Annotated in this window: 18 protein-coding genes and 1 riboswitch; of the genes, 15 read left to right on the top strand and 3 right to left on the bottom strand. The window is 62.3% G+C overall.

Annotation, left to right across the window (positions count from 1 at the left end):
• Positions 1 to 4: 4 nt before the first annotated feature.
• The 3 genes from GPK94_RS08590 to GPK94_RS08580 are packed head-to-tail and all read left to right on the top strand — an operon-like array spanning position 5 to position 2845.
• Complete coding sequence (locus tag GPK94_RS08590; protein ID WP_215655545.1) at positions 5 to 841, top strand: ABC transporter permease; 837 nt, start codon at positions 5 to 7, stop codon at positions 839 to 841.
• A 16-nt stretch (positions 842 to 857) separates the two neighbouring features.
• The gene (locus tag GPK94_RS08585) at positions 858 to 1871 is read left to right on the top strand and encodes an ABC transporter ATP-binding protein (RefSeq protein ID WP_215655544.1); all 1014 of its coding nucleotides are present in this window, start codon (positions 858 to 860) and stop codon (positions 1869 to 1871) included.
• Entirely contained in the window at positions 1868 to 2845 is a 978-nt protein-coding gene (locus GPK94_RS08580; protein ID WP_101693404.1) for a dipeptide ABC transporter ATP-binding protein, read from the top strand. The genes GPK94_RS08585 and GPK94_RS08580 overlap by 4 nt, the downstream gene beginning before the upstream one ends.
• A 76-nt stretch (positions 2846 to 2921) precedes the next feature.
• Here GPK94_RS08580 and GPK94_RS08575 read toward each other — a convergent pair whose 3' ends face one another.
• Together GPK94_RS08575 and GPK94_RS08570 are read right to left on the bottom strand one after the other, a co-directional pair.
• Positions 2922 to 3473: a Fe-S-containing hydro-lyase gene (locus GPK94_RS08575; protein ID WP_101693405.1), complete on the bottom strand. Its 552-nt coding sequence runs from the start codon at positions 3471 to 3473 to the stop codon at positions 2922 to 2924.
• A 6-nt stretch (positions 3474 to 3479) separates the two neighbouring features.
• The gene (locus GPK94_RS08570; protein WP_101693406.1) at positions 3480 to 4181 is read right to left on the bottom strand and encodes a hypothetical protein; all 702 of its coding nucleotides are present in this window, start codon (positions 4179 to 4181) and stop codon (positions 3480 to 3482) included.
• A gap of 179 nt (positions 4182 to 4360) precedes the next feature.
• On the opposite strand from GPK94_RS08570, the gene GPK94_RS08565 reads away from it, so the two are divergent.
• The 10 genes from GPK94_RS08565 to GPK94_RS08520 all read left to right on the top strand — a co-directional run bounded on the left by GPK94_RS08565 (position 4361) and on the right by GPK94_RS08520 (position 15381).
• Positions 4361 to 5227 (top strand): class I SAM-dependent methyltransferase, encoded by an 867-nt coding sequence (locus tag GPK94_RS08565; protein ID WP_193537538.1) that lies wholly within the window; start codon positions 4361 to 4363, stop codon positions 5225 to 5227.
• 35 nt (positions 5228 to 5262) lie between these two features.
• The gene (locus tag GPK94_RS08560; protein WP_193537540.1) at positions 5263 to 6108 is read left to right on the top strand and encodes an energy-coupling factor transporter ATPase; all 846 of its coding nucleotides are present in this window, start codon (positions 5263 to 5265) and stop codon (positions 6106 to 6108) included.
• 78 nt (positions 6109 to 6186) lie between these two features.
• Positions 6187 to 7053, top strand: a complete 867-nt coding sequence (locus tag GPK94_RS08555) for an energy-coupling factor transporter ATPase (RefSeq protein ID WP_186962759.1) — start codon at positions 6187 to 6189, stop codon at positions 7051 to 7053.
• 1 nt (position 7054) lies between these two features.
• Complete coding sequence (locus tag GPK94_RS08550) at positions 7055 to 7861, top strand: energy-coupling factor transporter transmembrane component T (protein WP_101693410.1); 807 nt, start codon at positions 7055 to 7057, stop codon at positions 7859 to 7861.
• 64 nt (positions 7862 to 7925) lie between these two features.
• The gene (gene truA / locus GPK94_RS08545) at positions 7926 to 8696 is read left to right on the top strand and encodes a tRNA pseudouridine(38-40) synthase TruA (RefSeq protein WP_101693411.1); all 771 of its coding nucleotides are present in this window, start codon (positions 7926 to 7928) and stop codon (positions 8694 to 8696) included.
• Positions 8697 to 8715: 19 nt separating this feature from the next.
• Positions 8716 to 9903 carry a DUF5711 family protein gene (locus tag GPK94_RS08540; RefSeq protein WP_101693412.1) on the top strand — a complete coding sequence of 396 codons (1188 nt, stop codon included), beginning with the start codon at positions 8716 to 8718 and terminating at the stop codon, positions 9901 to 9903.
• A 13-nt stretch (positions 9904 to 9916) separates the two neighbouring features.
• Positions 9917 to 10609, top strand: coding sequence for a CvpA family protein (locus tag GPK94_RS08535; RefSeq protein WP_215655543.1), 693 nt, complete (start codon positions 9917 to 9919; stop codon positions 10607 to 10609).
• Positions 10610 to 10641: 32 nt separating this feature from the next.
• Complete coding sequence (gene pgsA / locus GPK94_RS08530) at positions 10642 to 11178, top strand: CDP-diacylglycerol--glycerol-3-phosphate 3-phosphatidyltransferase (RefSeq protein ID WP_101693414.1); 537 nt, start codon at positions 10642 to 10644, stop codon at positions 11176 to 11178.
• 139 nt (positions 11179 to 11317) lie between these two features.
• Positions 11318 to 13861 (top strand): ATP-dependent Clp protease ATP-binding subunit, encoded by a 2544-nt coding sequence (locus tag GPK94_RS08525; RefSeq protein ID WP_215655542.1) that lies wholly within the window; start codon positions 11318 to 11320, stop codon positions 13859 to 13861.
• A 236-nt stretch (positions 13862 to 14097) separates the two neighbouring features.
• Complete coding sequence (locus GPK94_RS08520) at positions 14098 to 15381, top strand: DUF362 domain-containing protein (protein ID WP_101693416.1); 1284 nt, start codon at positions 14098 to 14100, stop codon at positions 15379 to 15381.
• Between the two features lie 158 nt (positions 15382 to 15539).
• Here GPK94_RS08520 and GPK94_RS08515 read toward each other — a convergent pair whose 3' ends face one another.
• Positions 15540 to 16052, bottom strand: a complete 513-nt coding sequence (locus GPK94_RS08515; RefSeq protein ID WP_215655541.1) for an SLOG family protein — start codon at positions 16050 to 16052, stop codon at positions 15540 to 15542.
• A gap of 186 nt (positions 16053 to 16238) precedes the next feature.
• Positions 16239 to 16373, top strand: a riboswitch (FMN riboswitch).
• A gap of 107 nt (positions 16374 to 16480) precedes the next feature.
• Between GPK94_RS08515 and GPK94_RS08510 the strand changes: the two genes are divergently transcribed.
• Both GPK94_RS08510 and pheS read left to right on the top strand, forming a co-directional pair.
• Positions 16481 to 17107: an ECF transporter S component gene (locus tag GPK94_RS08510; RefSeq protein ID WP_215655540.1), complete on the top strand. Its 627-nt coding sequence runs from the start codon at positions 16481 to 16483 to the stop codon at positions 17105 to 17107.
• Between the two features lie 384 nt (positions 17108 to 17491).
• Entirely contained in the window at positions 17492 to 18517 is a 1026-nt protein-coding gene (pheS, locus tag GPK94_RS08505) for a phenylalanine--tRNA ligase subunit alpha (RefSeq protein WP_215655539.1), read from the top strand.
• Positions 18518 to 18532: the final 15 nt, after the last annotated feature.

The following is an 18532-nucleotide window of genomic DNA, read 5'->3' as shown; positions in this document are numbered from 1 at the left end:
TACCATGAAACGACTTGGACAGACGATCCGGGATCTGTGGAAGGATCCCATGGGGCGCATCGGCATGATCGGCATCCTGCTGGTCATCCTGGTGGCCATCTTTGCCCCCCTGGCGACTCCCTTTGAGCCGGACAAGATGGTGGCCATGCCCAAATCCGCCCCCAGCGCCGACTATTGGTTCGGCACCGACAACTACGGCCGGGACATCTTCAGCCGCATCCTCTACGGCGCCCGGGTCTCTCTGGAGGTGGGCATCATCGCCGTGGGTATCGGCGCGGTGGCCGGCTACATCCTGGGCCTGCTGGCGGGCTATTTTGAGGGCTGGGTGGACCGGGTCATCATGTGTGTGATGGACATCCTCTTTGCCTTCCCCTCCATCCTGCTGGCCATCTTCATCTCGGCGGTGCTGGGACGGGGCCTGGTCAACACCATGATCGCCATCGGCATCGTCAACATTCCCGTCTTTGCCCGGACCGTGCGGGCGGCGGTCATCTCGGCCAAGGGCCTGGAGTATGTCTCCAACGCCCGGAGCGTGGGCGTCCGGACGGGCGCCATCCTGGTGCGGCACATCTCCCCCAACGTGGTGGCGCCCTTTACGGTACAGGCTACCCTGGCCCTCTCCAGCGCCATTCTCACCGAGGCCTCCATGAGCTTCCTGGGCCTGGGCATCCAGCCCCCCGATCCCTCCTGGGGCTCCATGCTCTCCGAGGCCCGCACCTTTATGGAGCAGGCCCCCTGGATGGCCATCTTCCCCGCACTCTTCATCATTGTGACCATCCTGCTCTTCAACATCCTGGGCGACAGCCTCCGCGACGTGCTGGACCCCAAGCTCAAAACCTGATGGGAGGACTGCCGACATGGATCATCTCTTGGAAATGCGCAATCTCTCCATCGACCTGTACCGGGGACGGCGGACGCCTCCGGTCAAGCTGGTGGAGGGAATTGACCTCAACATCGATAAAAAACAGAATTTCGGCATCGTGGGCGAGTCCGGCTGCGGGAAGAGCATCACCTGTTCCTCCATCATGGGACTGCTCTCCTTCCCTCTTTCCGTAGGTGCAGGGAGCAGCATCCGCTTCCAGCGGGAGAATGGGACCGATACCGAGTTGCTCTCCCTTCCGAAAAAGCAGATGCAGCAGCTGCGGGGCAAGGAGATCTCCATGATCTTTCAGGAGCCCATGACCGCCCTGGACCCCATGTATACCATCGAAGACCAGATTGTGGAGTCCCTCTGCTTCCACACCGATCTCAGCCGCTCCGCCATGCGGGAGGCCGCCCTGGAGATGCTCCGCAAGGTCAAGATCCCCCGGGCAGAGGAGATCCTGAAGGAGTATCCCCACCACCTCTCCGGCGGTATGCTCCAGCGGGTCATGATCGCCATTGCCCTCATCAACAATCCCCGGCTCCTCATCGCCGATGAGCCCACCACCGCCCTGGACGTGACCATCCAGGCCCAGATTTTGGACCTGATGAACGAACTGCGGGAGAGCTATGACACCTCGGTCATCATGATCACCCACGACCTGGGCGTCATCGCCGAGACCTGTGAACAGGTAGCGGTCTTTTATGCCGGCCAGGTAGTGGAGCAGGCCAGCGTGGACGACATCTTCCACCACACAGCCCACCCCTATACCAGCGGACTGCTGCGCTCGGTGACCTCTCTGGGCGGAGAGCAGAAGGAGCTCTATACCATCCGGGGCACCGTGCCCACCGCCGGGCAGTTCTCTTCCGGCTGCCGCTTTGCCGACCGGTGCGAACACTGCACGGCCCGCTGCCGGGAGGCGGTTCCGCCGCTGACCGAGGTGGCCCCCGGGCACCAGTGCCGCTGCTGGCTCCACGCCGGCGGCGCAGAGAAGGAGGCGGCACGATGAGTCAGGAAAACATTCTGCTGGACGTCCAGCATCTGAAAACCTACTTTCCCATCCGGGGCGGCGTGATGCGCAAGGCCGTAGGCCATGTCCACGCGGTGGAGGATGTCTCCTTCCAGATCCGGGAGCAGGAGACCTTCGGCCTGGTGGGCGAGTCTGGCTGCGGCAAGTCCACCACCGGCCGGAGCATCCTCCGCCTCATCGAGCCCACCGGCGGACAGGTCCTCTTTGACGGCACCGACCTGTGTACCCTGAGCCGGGAGCAGCTGCGGCTGAAGCGGCGGGACATGCAGCTCATCTTCCAGGACCCCTATGCCTCCCTCAACCCCCGCATGACGGTACATAAGCTGTTGGAGGAGCCGCTGCTCACCCATTTCCATCTCTCCCCCAAGGAGCGGGAGGAGCAGATCCAGTGGATCGCTCAGGCTGTGGGCATCACGGCGGAGCATCTGGAGCGCTATCCCCATCAGTTCTCCGGCGGACAGCGCCAGCGCATCGCCATCGCCCGGGCCCTCATCTGCAAGCCCCGCTTCGTAGTGGCTGACGAGCCGGTCTCCGCACTGGACGTGTCCATCCAGTCCCAGATCCTCAACCTGCTCATGGGACTTCAGCAGGATCTGAAGCTCTCCTATCTCTTCATCTCTCACGATCTGAACGTGGTGCGCCACATCAGCAACCGGGTGGGTGTGATGTATCTGGGTCGTCTGGTGGAGACGGGCAGCACCGAGGATGTCTACCGCAATCCTCTCCATCCCTACACCAAGGCCCTTCTCTCCGCCATTCCCAAGCGGGATCCGTCGGAGGAAAAGGAGCGCATCCATCTGGAGGGCGATGTGCCCAGCCCGGCCGATCCCCCCAGCGGCTGTGCCTTCCACGACCGCTGCCCCCACTGCATGGGAATCTGCAAGGAGCAGCCGCCCCAGACCCGGGAGCTGGAGCCCGGCCACCGGGTGGCCTGCCATCTCTACAATCCATAGCACAGCCAAACACTTACGTATATATGAAAAGAGCGGACCGGAACAATTCCGGTCCGCTTTTCGTATTCAGATGATCTTATTTCGCGGCGTATTCGGCCCGGCCGCTGCGGAAGAGATTTCCGCCCGTGCTGTCGATGGCGACCGTCAGGGGGAAGTCCTCCACGGTCATCTTCTTCACCGACTCACAGCCCAGCTCATCAAAGGCGATGACCTCGGCGGCCTTGATGCAGCGGGCGATCAGCGCCCCCGCGCCTCCCACCGCCGCGAAATAGCACGCCCCGTTGCGGACGATGGCGTCCACCACCTCCTGGCTGCGCTCTCCCTTGCCGATCATGGCACCCAGGCCCAGGTCCAGCAACCGGGGGGCAAAGGCGTCCATCCGGCTGGCCGTGGTGGGGCCGCAGGCTCCCACCGCCATGCCCTGCTGTCCCGGGGTGGGGCCGGCATAGTAGATCACCGCGTCCCGCAGCGGGAAGGGCAGTTCCTCTCCCCGGTCCAGAAGCTCAAAAAAGCGCTTGTGAGCCGCGTCCCGGGCGGTGTAGATGGTCCCGCTCAGGATCACCCGGTCTCCCGCCTTCAGCGCAGGAATGTGGCTGCGCAGGTCCTGTGTATGCAGACGGTATTCCATCTCTCCTCACTCCTCATCCAGCGGCAGAGGCTCGGGCATCCGGGGCCCGATGGCCTCCTCATAGGTCTCCAGCAGCAGCTTGAGCTCGGCGTCATGGTCACCGAACTCGGCGGTGAGTCCCTCCATGCTCTTGCGCACCCGGTCCAGCTCCCCGGCTGTGTGGGCGATGGTGGCCTCAATATCCGTGCGCATCCGGTCATAGCCGGCCTGCACTTTGTAGATCCACTGTTCCAGCTCCTGGCGGGCCTTCTCCACCTGCTCCCGGGCGGCCGCCTCGATCCCCTGGGCACGGCAGTGGGCCTCCAGCTCGATGCCGGCCGTGCGGTCCTTGATGGCCTCGTAAGCTCTGGCCCCCTGCTCGCTTTTCTCCAGGCGCTCCTTCAGGTCGGAGAGCTGGTTCTGGAGGGCGCTTTGCTCCTCTGCCTGGAGCTCCCGCTCGCCCCGGCTCTGCTCCAGAGCGGCACCCCGCTCGGCCAGCTCGCCGGTGAGCTTCTGTACCTGGGCCGACAGCTCCACCAGACGCCCCTCGGCCTCTTCCACCCGCGCTTTGAGTTTGTCCCGCTCCTCCGTCATGGCGGAGAGCTCTTTCTGAAGTCCCTCCACCTTGGCGGCGTGGTCCTGATTGGCCTTCTCGATATAGTCCAGTACGTCCTGCTTACTGAACCCGCCCAATGCGGCGGTACGGAACTGAATGTCCGCTGCCTCCATCTACGTACACGCTCCTTCTCTCAGGGTATTGCTCGAATCAGAGGTATTTTATCACAATTTTGCGGGCAATACAATCCTATTCTATTTGACGCTGGCCGGGGCCAGGTGATATAATAACCTGATTGTACCATTTCCATCGCCCTGCGATGGATGAGATTGATAGATGGAGCGAATGCACTATGTGGATTTCCGACGCCTGGAAAGACTATGAACTGATTGACTGCGGCCGTGGGGAAAAACTGGAACGCTGGGGGAAGCATCTCCTGGTCCGCCCCGACCCCCAGGCCATCTGGAATACGCCCCGGAGACATCCCGGCTGGAAGAAGCACGAGGCCCGCTATGCCCGCTCCTCCACCGGCGGGGGTGCCTGGGAGAAGAAGGATCTGCCCGAACGCTGGACGGTGGACTACCGGGACCTCACCTTTAATATTAAACCCATGAATTTCAAGCACACCGGCCTCTTCCCTGAGCAGGCCGCCAACTGGGACTGGGCCCGGGAGCAGATCCGCCGAGCCAACCGTCCCATCCAGGTGCTCAACCTCTTTGCCTATACCGGCGGAGCTACCGTGGCCTGTGCCGCGGCGGGGGCTTCGGTCTGCCACGTGGACGCGGCCAAGGGCATGGTGAGCTGGGCCAGAGAGAATGCCCGCTCCTCCGGGCTGGAGGATGCCCCCATCCGCTGGATCATTGACGACTGCGGCAAGTTCGTGGAGCGGGAGATCCGCCGGGGCCGGCGGTATGACGCCATTATCATGGACCCTCCCTCCTATGGCCGGGGCCCCTCCGGTGAGATCTGGAAGCTGGAGGAGAATCTCTATCCCTTTGTGGAGCTGGTCTCGGGCGTCCTCTCGGACAACCCCCTCTTTGTCATCATCAACTCCTACACCACCGGCCTTGCCCCCTCGGTGCTCACTTACATCCTGGAGACCATCGTCTCCTCCAAACACGGAGGCCACACCGACAGCCAGGAGCTGGGCCTGCGGGTCCGTGAGACCGGGCTGGCCCTCCCCTGCGGCGCCACCGGACGCTGGCTGGCCGACCGCTGAGGGACCCACCCTTCTGAGATTTGAGGATATCGACTATGAGCAACGCCATCATTGAAATCAGAGATCTGCACTTTTCCTACACCGGGGCGGAGGGTGCCTCCCCCTCGGTGCTCAACGGAGTGAACCTCTCCATTGAGGAGGGCTCCTTCGTGGCGGTCCTGGGGCACAACGGTTCGGGCAAATCCACCCTGGCCAAGCACCTCAACGCCATCCTCCTCCCCAGCGGCGGGGCGGTCTATGTGGCGGGTATGGACACCGCTGACGAGTCCCTCCTGCTGGACATCCGCCGCACTGTGGGCATGGTCTTCCAGAATCCGGACAACCAGATTGTCGCCAATGTGGTGGAAGAAGACGTGGCCTTCGCCCCGGAAAACCTGGGGGTCCCCCCTGCTGAGATCCGCCGCCGGGTGGACGAGGCCCTCAAGGCCGTGGGTATGTATGAGTTCCGGGAGCACGCCCCCCACCTTCTCTCGGGCGGACAGAAGCAGCGAGTGGCCATCGCCGGCGTCATCGCCATGGCTCCCCGCTGCATCGTGCTGGACGAGCCCACCGCCATGCTGGACCCGGTGGGCCGCCGGGAGGTCCTGGAGACCATACAGAAGCTCAACCGCCTCTCCGGGGTCACTGTAGTCCTCATCACCCACCACATGGACGAGGCCGCCCTGGCCGACCGTCTGGTGGTCATGTCCAAGGGCCAGGTGGTGGCTGACGGCGCTCCCCGGGAGGTCTTTCAGCGGGTGGAGGAGCTCAAGGCCCTGGGCCTCACCGTCCCCGAGACCACCGAGCTGCTCTGGCAGCTCCGGCAGGACGGGCTGGACGTGCCCCTGGACGCCCTGAGCGACGAGGAGTGCGCTCAGGCCCTCTACCAACTCTTCCGCTGAGGCGCGAGAGCCTCCGCCACTTCTTCGGGCGTCATCCCTTCGGGGAGATGCACCACTTTCGCAAAGGAATGAAGTTATTTGGAACCCATTCTTCAGACACATCAGCTCTCTCACGTCTACTCCCAGGGCACGCCCTTTGAGCGGGCTGCCCTGCTGGACGTGGAGTTTGCCGCCTACCCCGGGGAGTACCTGGGGATCATCGGCCACACCGGCTCGGGCAAATCCACCCTCATCCAGCACCTCAACGGTCTGCTCAAGCCCACCGGCGGGCAGGTCCTCTTTGAGGGAAAGGACATCTGGGAGACCAAGGAGCGCACCCGTCAGACCCGCTTCCAGGTGGGTCTGGTGTTCCAGTATCCCGAGTACCAGCTCTTTGAGGAGACCATCTACAAGGACATCTCCTTCGGCCCCCGGAACATGGGACTGCCCGAGGAGGAGATCGACCGCCGGGTCCGGGAGGCCGCCCATTTCGTTGGTCTGCGGGATGAACTGCTGGAGCGCTCCCCCTTTGAACTCTCCGGAGGACAGAAGCGCCGGGTGGCCATCGCCGGCGTCATCGCCATGGAGCCCAAGGTCCTCATTCTGGACGAGCCCACCGCCGGGCTGGACCCGGTGGGTGTGGAGCAGATCCTCCAGAACATCCGAGATTACCACGAGGCCAACAACGCCACCATCATTCTGGTCTCCCACTCTATGGAGGAGGTAGCCCGGACAGTGGACCGCCTGGTGGTGGTCAACGACGGGACCATTCCCTTTGAGGGTCCCCCCCGGGAGGTCTTCCGCCATGGGGAGGAGCTGGAGGCCATGGGTCTGGGCGTGCCCCAGATGACCCGGGTCTTCCACCGCCTGCGCTCCATGGGCGTGGACATCGACCCCTCGGTCTACACCATCGCCCAGGCACGCCAGGTCCTGCTGGATGCGCTCAAGAGAAAGGGGGCGGTCTGATATGGCTCTGAAAGACATCACCCTGGGACAGTACTTTCCCGGTCACACCATCCTCCACCGGATGGACCCCCGCACCAAGATCCTGCTGACCACCCTCTACATCGTGGCCCTCTTCCTGTGCAAGCAGGTGGTCTCCTATGCCCTGGTCATCGCCGTACTGGCAGGGGCCGTGGCCATCTCCCACGTGGGCCTCAAATCCATCGTCCGCGGGATGCGTCCGGTGCTCATCATCGTCATCCTGACGGCGGTGCTCAACCTCTTCTACACCCCCGGGCAGGAGCTGTGGCGCTGGGGCTTCCTCCGGATCACCGTCGAGGGCATCTGGGCGGCCGTCTTTATGGTGCTGCGCATCACCCTGCTCATCACCTGTACCTTCCTGCTCACCTATACCACCTCCCCCATCCTGCTCACCGACGGACTGGAAAAGCTGCTCTCCCCCCTCAAACACCTGCGCTTCCCCGTCCATGAGCTGGCCATGATGATGTCCATTGCCCTGCGCTTCATCCCCACCCTCATCGAGGAGACCGACAAAATCATGTCGGCCCAGCGGGCCAGAGGCGCCGACTTTGACTCGGGCAATCTGATCCAGAAGGCCCAGGCCCTGGTGCCTCTGCTGGTGCCCCTGTTCATCTCCGCCTTCCGGCGGGCCGATGAGCTGGCGGTGGCCATGGAGTGCCGCTGCTACCATGGCGGAGAGGGCCGCACCCGGATGCGTCAGCTCCATTTCCAGCGCGCCGACTGCGCCGCTCTGGTCCTGGGCGTCGCCCTGGTGGCCGCCGTGTCCGTCCTGCGGCACTTCGGCCTGTAATATTCCCAGGCCGGAGAATCCCATTCTCCGGCCTTATCAACTTTCAAGGTGAATGAGATCTGCTATGAGAAATATCGCGCTGCAACTGATGTATGTGGGCACCGCCTATCACGGCTGGCAGGTGCAGAAGACGGTCACCACCGTGGCTGAAACCCTGGAAAAGGCCCTGTCCACCGTGGTCTGCCACCCAGTCAAGTGTACCGGCGCCGGACGCACCGATGCCGGGGTCCACGCCGAGACCTATGTGGCCAATTTCCACACCACCTCTTCCATCCCCTGTGAGCGGCTCCCCCTGGCGGTGAACACCCGCCTGCCAGACGACATCGTGGTGGTCCGGGCCGCCGAGGTGCCCGACTCCTTCAACGCCATCGGCTCCTGTCTGAAAAAGGAGTACACCTACCGCATCTACAACTCCCGCATCCGCAACGCCTTCTTCGTGGACCGGGCCTGGTTCTATCCCAAGCCCCTGGACGAGAAGGTGATGCAGGCGGCGGCCAGCCAGTTTGTGGGTACCCACGACTTTGCCGCCGTCCAGTCGGTGGGCACCGAGGTCCAGTCCACGGTGCGCACCATCCACTACTTTGACATCACCCGGGCGGGGGACCTCATCACCTGCCGGGTCTGCGCCAACGGTTTTCTCTACAATATGGTGCGGGCTCTGGTGGGCACCTGCGTCTATGCCGCCGAGGGAAAGCTCTCCCCCGACGATATCCCCCGTCTGTTGGAGTCCCGCAACCGCACGGCGGCGGGTCCCACTGTCCCGCCGGGCGGACTCTACATGACCCGTCTCTGGTATCCGGAGGACACCCTGGGACAGGTCGTCCCCTTCCGCTGAGCCTAACAGGAGGCAATCTATGGAACTGCTGCAACCAAAGCCAACCCCACCCAAAAAACGCCCCAGCCGCCTGCTGCGTCTGCTGGCCTTTTTGGTGACTCTGGCCCTGATGGCCGGGGCGGTGGCCCTGGTGGCCAATCGGGATAAGCTGAATCTGGACGGGGTGCGCCGCTGGTTCAACTACCGCTCTCTGGAGCGCAGCGACAGCGGCCAGGCCGAGTCCTTTTCCTACGACGGCGGAAGCGCCAGCAGCTTTGCCACCCTGGACGACGGGCTGCTGGTGTGCTCCACCGCCTCCATCCGTCTCTATTCCGGCAGCGGAACCCTCTATGTGGACCAGACGATCTCCATGGAGCACCCGGTCATCCACAGCACCGAGCACAGCGCCGTGGTCTACGACGCGGGCGGACAGGATCTCTTTGTCTTTTCCGGAAAGGAGCAGGTCTTTTCCCTCTCCCTCAAGGAAGACGAGTCTCTTCTCTCGGCCCGCCTCAACCAGGAGGGTTCCCTGGTGGTAGTCGCCCAGGAGAGCGGATACAAGGGCACCGTGACGGTCTATGGGCAGGATTTTCAGCCCATCATGCGTATCAAGCTCTCCAGCCGCTTCGTGAGTGACGCGGCCCTCTCTCCGGACGGCAAGTCGGTGGCTCTGGTCACCCTGGGCGTGAACGGGAGCACCTTTGAGAGCACGCTGGAGCTCTACCAGCTCTCCCGGACCGAAGAGGACGTCTCTCCCGATCACACCTGCTCTCTGGGCAATGACGTTCCCCTGGATCTGGCCTGGAAATCGGACGGAATCTGGGTCCTGGGACAGTCTTCCTTCACCCTGGTATCTCCCAGTGGCGAGAATAAGGGGAGCTACGACTATTCCGGCCAGTACCTCAAGGGCTTTTCCCTGAACGGGGAAGGCTATGCCGTTCTCCTGCTGGGCAAGTACCGGGCCGGAAGCGCCGCCGACCTCATCGTGCTGGACCACACCGGCCAGGTCAAGGCATCCTCTTCCCTCCATGACCAGGTCTTTTCTCTCTCGGCCGCCGGCAATTACATCGCGGTGCTCTCGGCGGGACGGCTGGATCTGTACACCCCGGATCTCACCCTCTACCGGTCTCTGGAGACCACCCAGGGCGCCCGGCGGGTCATCCAGCGCTCCGACGGCTCTACCATGCTTATGAACGCCGACACGGCCCATCTCTATGTTCCCAACTGAGGAGGTTTTTTCCATGCCCTATCTGCTTGATCTGATCGTGGCAGCCGTCGCTGCCCTGTTTATCTGGAAGGGATGGCGCAAGGGTCTGGTCCTCTCCCTGTGCGGGCTGCTGGCCGTGCTGGTAGCCTTCGCCGGAGCGGGGATCGCTGCCCGCACCCTCTCTCCCGCCGTAGGCCAGGCTCTCGAGCCTAAGATCTCCCAGCTCATCGAAGAGCGGCTGGAGGAGGGGCTCTCCGCTCCCCTGCCGGCAGAGGAGGTATCCGCCGGCGAGGACCCCCTCTCCGACGTGCTCTCCGTCCTCAAGGATCTGGGGCTCTATGAGAATCTGGTGGACTCCCTCCAGCACACCGTGGAGGAGGGTATGAACGGGGCGGTCTCGGCCGCCGCCAGCGCAGGGGCCGCCATGGCCCAGTCCATCGCCTATCGCATCATCTTCCTGGTGTCCTTCACTCTGATCCTGGCCCTCTGGGGCTGGCTGAGCCGGGCACTCAATCTGGTGGCCCGCCTGCCGGGACTGCACTTTCTCAACAAGACCGGCGGCGCCGCCATCGGGCTGGTCAAGGCCCTGCTGGTGCTCTTTCTGGTCACCTGGCTGCTCCAGTCTCTTGGCCATTTCGTTCCGGAGGAGACGGTGGCCCAGACCACCCTCCTGCGCGCTCTGGTGGAGCACAATCCCCTTACTGCCCTGACGGATCTGGCGGTATGAGGCGCTTCACACCCATTGGGAGGTAAATCCGTATGAATGTACCAAATCTGCTCTCACTGCTCCGTCTGGCCATGGTGCCGGTCTTTGCGGCGGTCTTTTTCCTGCCCGACCCGTCCGCCCGCAGCTGGGCCGCCGGAGTGTACGCCCTGGCCTTTGTCACCGATATCGCCGACGGCTGGATCGCCCGCCATTTCCACCAGGTCACCCGTCTGGGCCGCATCCTGGACCCTCTGGCGGACAAGCTGATGACCTTTACGGTCATTGTCTGTATCACCGCCGCGGGCATCATCCCCCTCTGGGCTGTGGTGGTCTTCTTCCTGAAGGAGGCCGCCATGGGCGTGGGAGCCCTGTCCATGTACCATAAGACAGAGGACGTGATCCCCTCCAACTGGCTGGGAAAGGTCTCCACCGGCGTGTTCTTTGTGGTGTGTGCTGCACTGGTCCTCTTCCCCGGCATTCCCTCCTCCTGGGCCACCGGCCTGATCACCCTGGCCCTGGTCCTGACCATCCTGGCCTTCGTGAGCTATCTCCTGCAATACCTCTCCCTCACCGGCCGGCGGAAGAGCTGATGCCCGGAGCGGGACTTGTTTCTCCTACATTCATACGCAGTTCATAATTTCGGGCTAGAATCAATAAACTGGAGGGCGGCATTCTGTCCGCCCACCCGCGCGCGGTCCAGCCGCGCCGGAAAAGGAGTTGAAATCATCCATGCAGCCGACACTCTGTTCCAGATGTCATAAAAATGTGGCCGTCGTCTTCATCCAGAAGATGGAGAACGGCGTGGCCAAGACAGAGGGCCTCTGTCTGAAATGCGCCAAGGAAATCGGCATTCAGCCGCTTCAGGATATGATGCAGAAAATGGGGATCACCGACGAGGATCTGGAGAGCCTCTCCAACGACATGATGACCGCCATGGGCTCCCCCGAGAGTCTGGCCGGTCTCATCCCGTCGGAATCCGAGGAGGACGACGAGGAGGACGGCAAGACCGCCACCTTCCCCTTCCTCAATAAGCTCTTTGGCGCGGGCTCCAATCCCCGCTCGGAGGAGGAGCCGGGCGGTCCCTCCATGGACGGCCCCCGCCCCAACCGGGAGGAAAAGGGCAAGGGAGAGCGTCCCCCCAAGCGGAAGTTTTTGGAGAACTACTGCATCTCTCTGACCCAGAAGGCCGCCGAGGGCAAACTGGACAATATCATTGGCCGGGAGGAAGAGATCCAGCGCACCATCCAGATCCTCAACCGCCGGCAGAAGAACAACCCCTGCCTGATCGGTGAGCCCGGCGTGGGCAAGACCGCCATCGCCGAGGGCCTGGCCCAGCGCATCTACAACCGGCAGGTCCCCTATAAGCTCCTGGATAAGGAGGTCTATCTCCTGGATCTGACCGCCCTGGTGGCGGGCACCCAGTTCCGCGGCCAGTTCGAGAGCCGCATGAAGGGACTCATTGAGGAGATCAAGAAGCTGGGCAACATCATCCTGGTCATCGACGAGGTCCATAACATCGTGGGCGCGGGCGATGCCGAGGGCTCCATGAACGCCGCCAACATCCTCAAGCCCGCCCTCTCCCGGGGCGAGATCCAGGTCATCGGCGCCACCACGCTCACCGAGTACCGCAAGCACATTGAGAAGGACACCGCGCTGGAGCGCCGCTTCCAGCCCGTCATCGTGGAGGAGCCCTCCATTGACGACGCGGTGAAGATCATCGAAGGCATCGCCCCCTACTATGAGAACTACCACTTTGTCTCCATCTCTCCCCAGATGTGCCGCCTGGCCGTGACCATGAGTGAGCGGTACATTACCGACCGCTTCCTCCCCGACAAGGCCATCGACCTCATTGACGAGGCCTGCTCCGACGTGAACCTTCACAACACCAACCTGGCCCGGGAGGCCCAGGTCCGCAAGGAGCTGGATGAGCTCTCCAAGGAGCGGGACCGGATGGTCAGCGAGTCCAACGACCGGGAGTACAAGCGCCAGAACAGCCTCAAGGCCAACGAGCAGAAGCAGGCCGAGCTCCGCCGCCAGCTGGGCAAGCTCAATGAGGAGCACGCCGCTCTTTCGGCCGCTCCCGACCAGGAGGCGGGCCTGCGGGACAACGAGCGGGAGGCCGCCCGCCTCCAGCGGGAGCTCTCCGCCCTCAACAAGGACCACATCTCCCTCTCCACCGAGACCGACGGCAATCAGTATGAGCGCCTGGCCGAGATGAAGAGCCGCCAGCTCCAGCTGGAGGAGGAGCTCCACAAGCTGGAAGCCCAGAGCGCCCCGCCCCTCACGGTGGAGCATCTGGCCCGGGTCATCGAGCTGTGGACCAAGATCCCGGCCAGCCAGATCCAGGAGGCCGAGTATGAGCGTCTGGCCAAGCTGGAGGACCGCCTCAAGGAGCACATCATCGGCCAGGACGAGGCGGTAAAGGCTGTGGCCGCCGCCGTGCGCCGGGGCCGCGTGGGCATCGCCTCCAAGCGCAAGCCGGTCTCCTTCCTCTTCGTGGGCTCCACCGGTGTGGGCAAGACCGAACTGGTCAAGCGCCTGGCTATGGACATGTTCCACTCTCCTGAGTCTCTCATCCGCCTGGATATGTCCGAGTTCATGGAGAAGTTCGCGGTCAGCCGCATCATCGGCTCTCCCCCGGGCTATGTGGGCTACGACGAGGCCGGACAGCTCACTGAGAAAGTACGCCGCAAGCCCTACTGTGTGGTCCTCTTCGACGAGATCGAGAAGGCCCACCCCGACGTGCTCAACATCCTGCTCCAGATCCTGGACGACGGCCACATCACCGACGCCCAGGGCCGGAACGTGAACTTTGAGAACACCGTCATCGTCATGACCTCCAACGCGGGCAGCGACACCAAGTCGTCCGGCAGCGTGGGCTTTGGCCGCACCGCCAACGAGCAGGGCCGGGAGCGGGTCATGAAGGCGCTGGAGTCCTTCCTCCGCCCCGAGTTCATCAACCGAGTGGACGAGATCGTCTACTTCAACAAGCTCTCCGAGGAGAACTTCAAGGCCATTGCCAGCATCATGCTCACCGAGCTCCAAACCAACCTGCGGGAGAAGGGCATCACCTTCTCCTGGGACGAGTCCCTGCTGGATTACCTGGTGGAGAAGTCCTACTCCCTCACCTACGGTGCCCGCAACCTCCGCCGCCAGATCCAGCGGGATCTGGAGGACGGCATTGCCACCAAGCTCATCGAGAGCTATCTGCATCCTCTCTACGAGATCCGCGCCACCGCCCAGGACGGACAGATCCGCCTGGAAACTCAGTAAACGGTATCGCAGGGCCCCGTGCCGCCAGTGGCGGCGCGGGGCCTTTCTCTCTTGACAATCCACACGGAAAGGGTCATAATAAACATGTATTATGTCTGAATTTGGTTTGTCTTTTTATATTGGAAATACATTCCGTATGTCGGAATCAACGGCAGTTTGACCAGATCGGTTTGTCCCTGTAAGGTCCTTTCCGCCGGATTCGGTCAGACATTGTAATGACTAAGGAGGAATCGTCCATGGAAACCATTACCGACCTCATCAAAAATGTCCCCATTCCCAAGATGGTCAAGATCCGCGAGCGCTATGACGAGAGCCATATCCCCGCCGACAAGATCGCTGAGACCGTGACCGAGCAGCTCTCCCGGGATGTCATCGCCAGCCGCATCCAGCCCGGTATGCGCATCGCCATCACCTGCGGCAGCCGCGGCATCAACCACTATGCCGTCATGGCCCGGGCCATGGTGGACTTTGTCAAGTCCAAGGGCGCCGAGCCCTTCATCGTGGCCGCCATGGGCAGCCACGGCGGCGCCACCGCCGAGGGTCAGCGCCAGATCCTGGCCGACTACGGCATCACCGAAGAGAACATGGGCTGCCCCATCGTCAGCTGCATGGACACCGTGGAGATCGGTCTGTCCGGCGTGCGTCATCTGCCCGTGCGCATCGACAAGCACGCTGCCGCCGCCGACGGTATCCTTCTCTTCAACCGCATCAAGCCCCACACCTCCTTCCGCGGTAAGTACGAGAGCGGCCTGATGAAGATGATGGCCATCGGTCTGGGCAAGCAGCACGGCGCCGAGAACATCCACCACCAGAGCCCCGCCATCATGCACGAGCTGGTGGAGGAGTACGGCCTGACCATCCTGAAAAACTGCAACATCCTGGGCGGTATCGCCATCATCGAGAACGCCTATGACGAGACCTACCTCATCCAGGGCCTGAGCCCCGAGGAGATCATCACCGAGGAGCCCAAGCTCAAGGAGATCTCCTATCAGACCATCGCCCACCTCCTCTTTGACAAGTGCGACGTGCTGGTGGTGGACAAGATCGGCAAGAACATCTCCGGCGACGGCATGGATCCCAACGTCTCCGGCCGTTTCGTCCAGCCCAAGTACTGCTCCGGCGGCATCGAGGCCGAGAAGGTGGTCATCCTGGACCTGACCGACGAGACCCACGGCAACGCCCAGGGCATCGGTCTGGCTGAGGTCACCACCCGCCGTCTCTACAACAAGATGAAGCTGGAGATGACCTATCCCACCGGCGTGACCAACACCTTCCTCCACCTGATGAAGATCCCCATGATCATGGACAACGACCGGGAGGCCCTCCAGCTGGCCCTGTGCTGCTGCCCGGATGCGGAGGATCAGAACAACATGAAGATGATCCGCATTCCCAACACCGCCCACATCGAGTATATCGAGATCTCCGAGGGCCTGCTGCCCCAGGCCAAGGCCAACCCCAACATCGAGATTCTCTCCGAGCCCTATGATCTGGAGTTCGATGAGAACGGCAACCTGTTCTAATCTGTTTCGGGTCGCTCCGGGACTTGTCCCAAACGGAACTCCCGAAAAAACGTGAAAAACCCGGCGTCTTTTGAGCCCAATTGGACCCAAAAGACGCCGGGTCTATCTTTTCTTCTCTTTCTTTCCCAGAGGCTACTTTCCGCTCCGGGGCAGGCTTGCTATCCTTCCGGCTCCTCCGGGTCCAGCAGGACCACTTTAAGCCCCTGCTTCATGGCGTAGGAAACGGTATACATGGTCCCCCCCAGCAACCCGTCGTACACGGCGATGAGGCGGGAGGAGCGGTCCACCATGTAGCGGTTGCGCCGGAGCATGCATCCCTTGTCATAGTGCCGCTGCACCATGGTCTCCTTGTCGCAGTGCCCCACCAGGTCGAAATAGCGGTTTCTGGCCCCCTCGCTCCAGCGGGCGCACTGCTCTTCGCAGGGGATGGCGGCCTCTACCGTAACCCCTGCCCGCCGGTCCCGCAGGGCAAGGGCCGCCTCGCAGAAATAGAAGTCCGCTCCCTGGGCCATTCCGCAGATAAAGTGGCGATATCCGTCCCGATACGCCTCCTCCAGTTCCCGGTCGATCCGGGCCTTGAGGGCGAGACAGCGGGGGTCCTCCTCCCGATTGCGCCAGGGCAGCTTCTCGGGCCGGTGCCCGGTAAAACAACACGTGGTGTCACGGTCCATTCTTCTTCTCCCTTCTGCCGGACATCGGATGGATCGTCTCTTCTTCCTATCTCCATGCCTGTTATTTTAGTATATCCCCCTGCGGAAGTCAATTATTTATCGAACATTAGTTTCTTTTTCTTTCTCTCATTTTGGGGGTTGCATTTTCAAGATGTCCTGCTATAATAAAAACAGAACAACTGAATGTGATGTCTTCAGGGCAGGGTGAAATTCCCGATCGGCGGTATAGTCCGCGAGCGCGCTTGCGCAGACCCGGTGTAACTCCGGGACCGACAGTGACGTATCCTTTTGGATGCGAAGTCTGGATGAGAGAAGATGTGTCCGCTGGGAAGTGGTTCCCCACTTCCAAACACGCACCTCCTGTTTTGTGTTTGATACCTGAAAGACATGGGCTTTCAGGTGTTACTAGCAAAAAGGAGTGTTTTTTTATGTCCAACCCCCAGAACACCACCGCCGGCGTCTTTCCCCGCCGCAGCCTGACCCGCGTCCGTGCCCTCACCGTGACCGCTATGCTCTCGGCCATCGCCTTTGTGCTGATGTTCCTGGACTTCTCGGTCCCCCTGATCCCCAGCTTTGTCAAGATGGATATTTCTGAGCTGCCCGCTCTGCTGGCCGCTTTCGCCCTTGGCCCGGTCTACGGCACGGTGGTCTGCCTGGTGAAGAACCTGATCCACCTGATGATCACCTCCACAGCCGGTGCCGGTGAGCTGTGCAACTTCCTGCTGGGCGCCAGCTTCGTGATCCCCGCCGGACTCCTCTACCGCCGGATGAAGTCCCGCAAGGGCGCGCTCATCGGCGTGCTGATCGGCTCGGTCATCATGGCCCTCTTTTCCATCCCCCTCAACTACTATGTGACCTATCCCATCTACTCCAACTTCATGCCCATCGACGTCATCCTGGGGATGTACCAGGCCATCCGTCCCTCGGTCAACAGCCTGCTGGAGTGCCTGATCGTGTTCAACGCCCCCTTCACCCTGGTCAAGGGCCTCATCGACGCCGCCCTGTGCTTCCTGATCTACAAGTCCCTCTCCCCCATCCTGCACAAGGGTATGTAAGTTTCCATCCCGCCGTACCGCTGGTGCGGCGGGATTTTTTCGCCTTTTTTCGGAAAAGCGGGAAGTTCTCCTTGCAATTGAGCCAAAAACGTGCTATATATTATCTTACATGCAAAGAAGGGGAAAATAACGGTTTTCGACCCATCAGAGAGCGTCCGTCACCGGCTGAAAGCGGACGTTGGCGTCCCACCGTTTGGTTCGCCCCGGAGCGGCCCTGGAGACAGGGACGGTTTCCCTCCGTTACCGGGGTCAGAGTGCCCGCGCAGTGCGCGGGAATGCGGGTGGTACCGCGGAAGGTTGGCCTTTCGTCCCATAACTTGGGGCGGAGGGCTTTTTTGCTGCCCTTCCCCTCACAGTCTACAAATGCTTAAAGGAGCGTACGATATGAAAGAGAAGCTGGAACAGATCCGCCAGGAGGCGCTCTCCGCCTTTGCCCAGGCCAGCAGCGCCCAGGACCTGGATGCCCTGCGGGTCAAGTACCTGGGAAAAAAGGGTGAGCTCACCAACGTGCTCAAGATGATGGGATCTCTCTCTGCGGAGGAGCGTCCTGTGGTGGGCCAGATGGCCAACGAGGTCCGTGAGGCCCTCACCGCCGCCCTGGAGGAGCGTCAGGCCGCCCTGGAGGAGGAGGCTCTCAACCAGCGTCTGGCCGCCGAGGCCCTGGATGTGACCATTCCCGGCAAGGCCCCCCATCTGGGCCACCGCCACCCCATGTATATCGCCCTGGACGAGCTCAAGGATATCTTTGTGGGCATGGGCTTCACCGTGCTGGACGGCCCCGAGGTGGAGCTGGCCGAGTACAACTTTGACAAGCTCAACGCCGAGGAGGGCCATCCCTCCCGCGACTGGTCGGACACCTTCTATTTTGACCAGGACAGCCGGGTGATGCTCCGCTCTCAGACCTCCCCCATGCAGGTCCGCGCCATGGAGACCATGGAGCTGCCCATCCGCATCATTGCCCCCGGCCGGGTGTACCGCAAGGACGAGGTGGACGCCACCCACTCCCCCATGTTCCACCAGGTGGAGGGCATGGTCATCGACAAGGGCGTTACCATGGCCGACCTGAAGGGCACCCTCAACACGGTGGTGGAGCAGCTCTACGGCAAGGGCACCAAGACCCGCTTCCGTCCCCACCACTTCCCCTTCACCGAGCCCTCCTGTGAGATGGACGTGCAGTGCCACAAGTGCGGCGGCGTAGGCTGCCCCACCTGTAAGGGCGAGGGCTGGATCGAGATGCTGGGCGCCGGTATGATCCACCCCAAGGTCCTGAAGATGGCCGGCATCGACCCGGAGGTCTACTCCGGCTGGGCCTTCGGCATCGGGCTGGAGCGCACCGCCATGCGCCGCTTCAAGATCGCCGACCTGCGCCTCATCTTCGAAAACGACGTGCGGTTCCTGGAGCAGTTCTAAGGCGGCCCTCCGCAG

Source organism: Pseudoflavonifractor sp. MCC625, assembly GCF_018784545.1.
Taxonomy (GTDB): Bacteria; Bacillota; Clostridia; order Oscillospirales; family Oscillospiraceae; genus Pseudoflavonifractor_A; species Pseudoflavonifractor_A gallinarum.
This window is presented reverse-complemented; position numbering and strand designations above follow the sequence as displayed.

Bases quoted from the DNA above. Each gene is read 5' to 3' on its own strand.
- GPK94_RS08590 (WP_215655545.1), top strand. From the start codon at position 5: ATGAAACGACTTGGACAGACGATCCGGGATCTGTGGAAGGATCCCATG.
- GPK94_RS08585 (WP_215655544.1), top strand. From the start codon at position 858: ATGGATCATCTCTTGGAAATGCGCAATCTCTCCATCGACCTGTACCGG.
- GPK94_RS08580 (WP_101693404.1), top strand. From the start codon at position 1,868: ATGAGTCAGGAAAACATTCTGCTGGACGTCCAGCATCTGAAAACCTAC.
- GPK94_RS08575 (WP_101693405.1), bottom strand. From the start codon at position 3,473: ATGGAATACCGTCTGCATACACAGGACCTGCGCAGCCACATTCCTGCG.
- GPK94_RS08570 (WP_101693406.1), bottom strand. From the start codon at position 4,181: ATGGAGGCAGCGGACATTCAGTTCCGTACCGCCGCATTGGGCGGGTTC.
- GPK94_RS08565 (WP_193537538.1), top strand. From the start codon at position 4,361: ATGTGGATTTCCGACGCCTGGAAAGACTATGAACTGATTGACTGCGGC.
- GPK94_RS08560 (WP_193537540.1), top strand. From the start codon at position 5,263: ATGAGCAACGCCATCATTGAAATCAGAGATCTGCACTTTTCCTACACC.
- GPK94_RS08550 (WP_101693410.1), top strand. From the start codon at position 7,055: ATGGCTCTGAAAGACATCACCCTGGGACAGTACTTTCCCGGTCACACC.
- truA (WP_101693411.1), top strand. From the start codon at position 7,926: ATGAGAAATATCGCGCTGCAACTGATGTATGTGGGCACCGCCTATCAC.
- GPK94_RS08540 (WP_101693412.1), top strand. From the start codon at position 8,716: ATGGAACTGCTGCAACCAAAGCCAACCCCACCCAAAAAACGCCCCAGC.
- GPK94_RS08535 (WP_215655543.1), top strand. From the start codon at position 9,917: ATGCCCTATCTGCTTGATCTGATCGTGGCAGCCGTCGCTGCCCTGTTT.
- pgsA (WP_101693414.1), top strand. From the start codon at position 10,642: ATGAATGTACCAAATCTGCTCTCACTGCTCCGTCTGGCCATGGTGCCG.
- GPK94_RS08525 (WP_215655542.1), top strand. From the start codon at position 11,318: ATGCAGCCGACACTCTGTTCCAGATGTCATAAAAATGTGGCCGTCGTC.
- GPK94_RS08520 (WP_101693416.1), top strand. From the start codon at position 14,098: ATGGAAACCATTACCGACCTCATCAAAAATGTCCCCATTCCCAAGATG.
- GPK94_RS08515 (WP_215655541.1), bottom strand. From the start codon at position 16,052: ATGGACCGTGACACCACGTGTTGTTTTACCGGGCACCGGCCCGAGAAG.
- GPK94_RS08510 (WP_215655540.1), top strand. From the start codon at position 16,481: ATGTCCAACCCCCAGAACACCACCGCCGGCGTCTTTCCCCGCCGCAGC.
- pheS (WP_215655539.1), top strand. From the start codon at position 17,492: ATGAAAGAGAAGCTGGAACAGATCCGCCAGGAGGCGCTCTCCGCCTTT.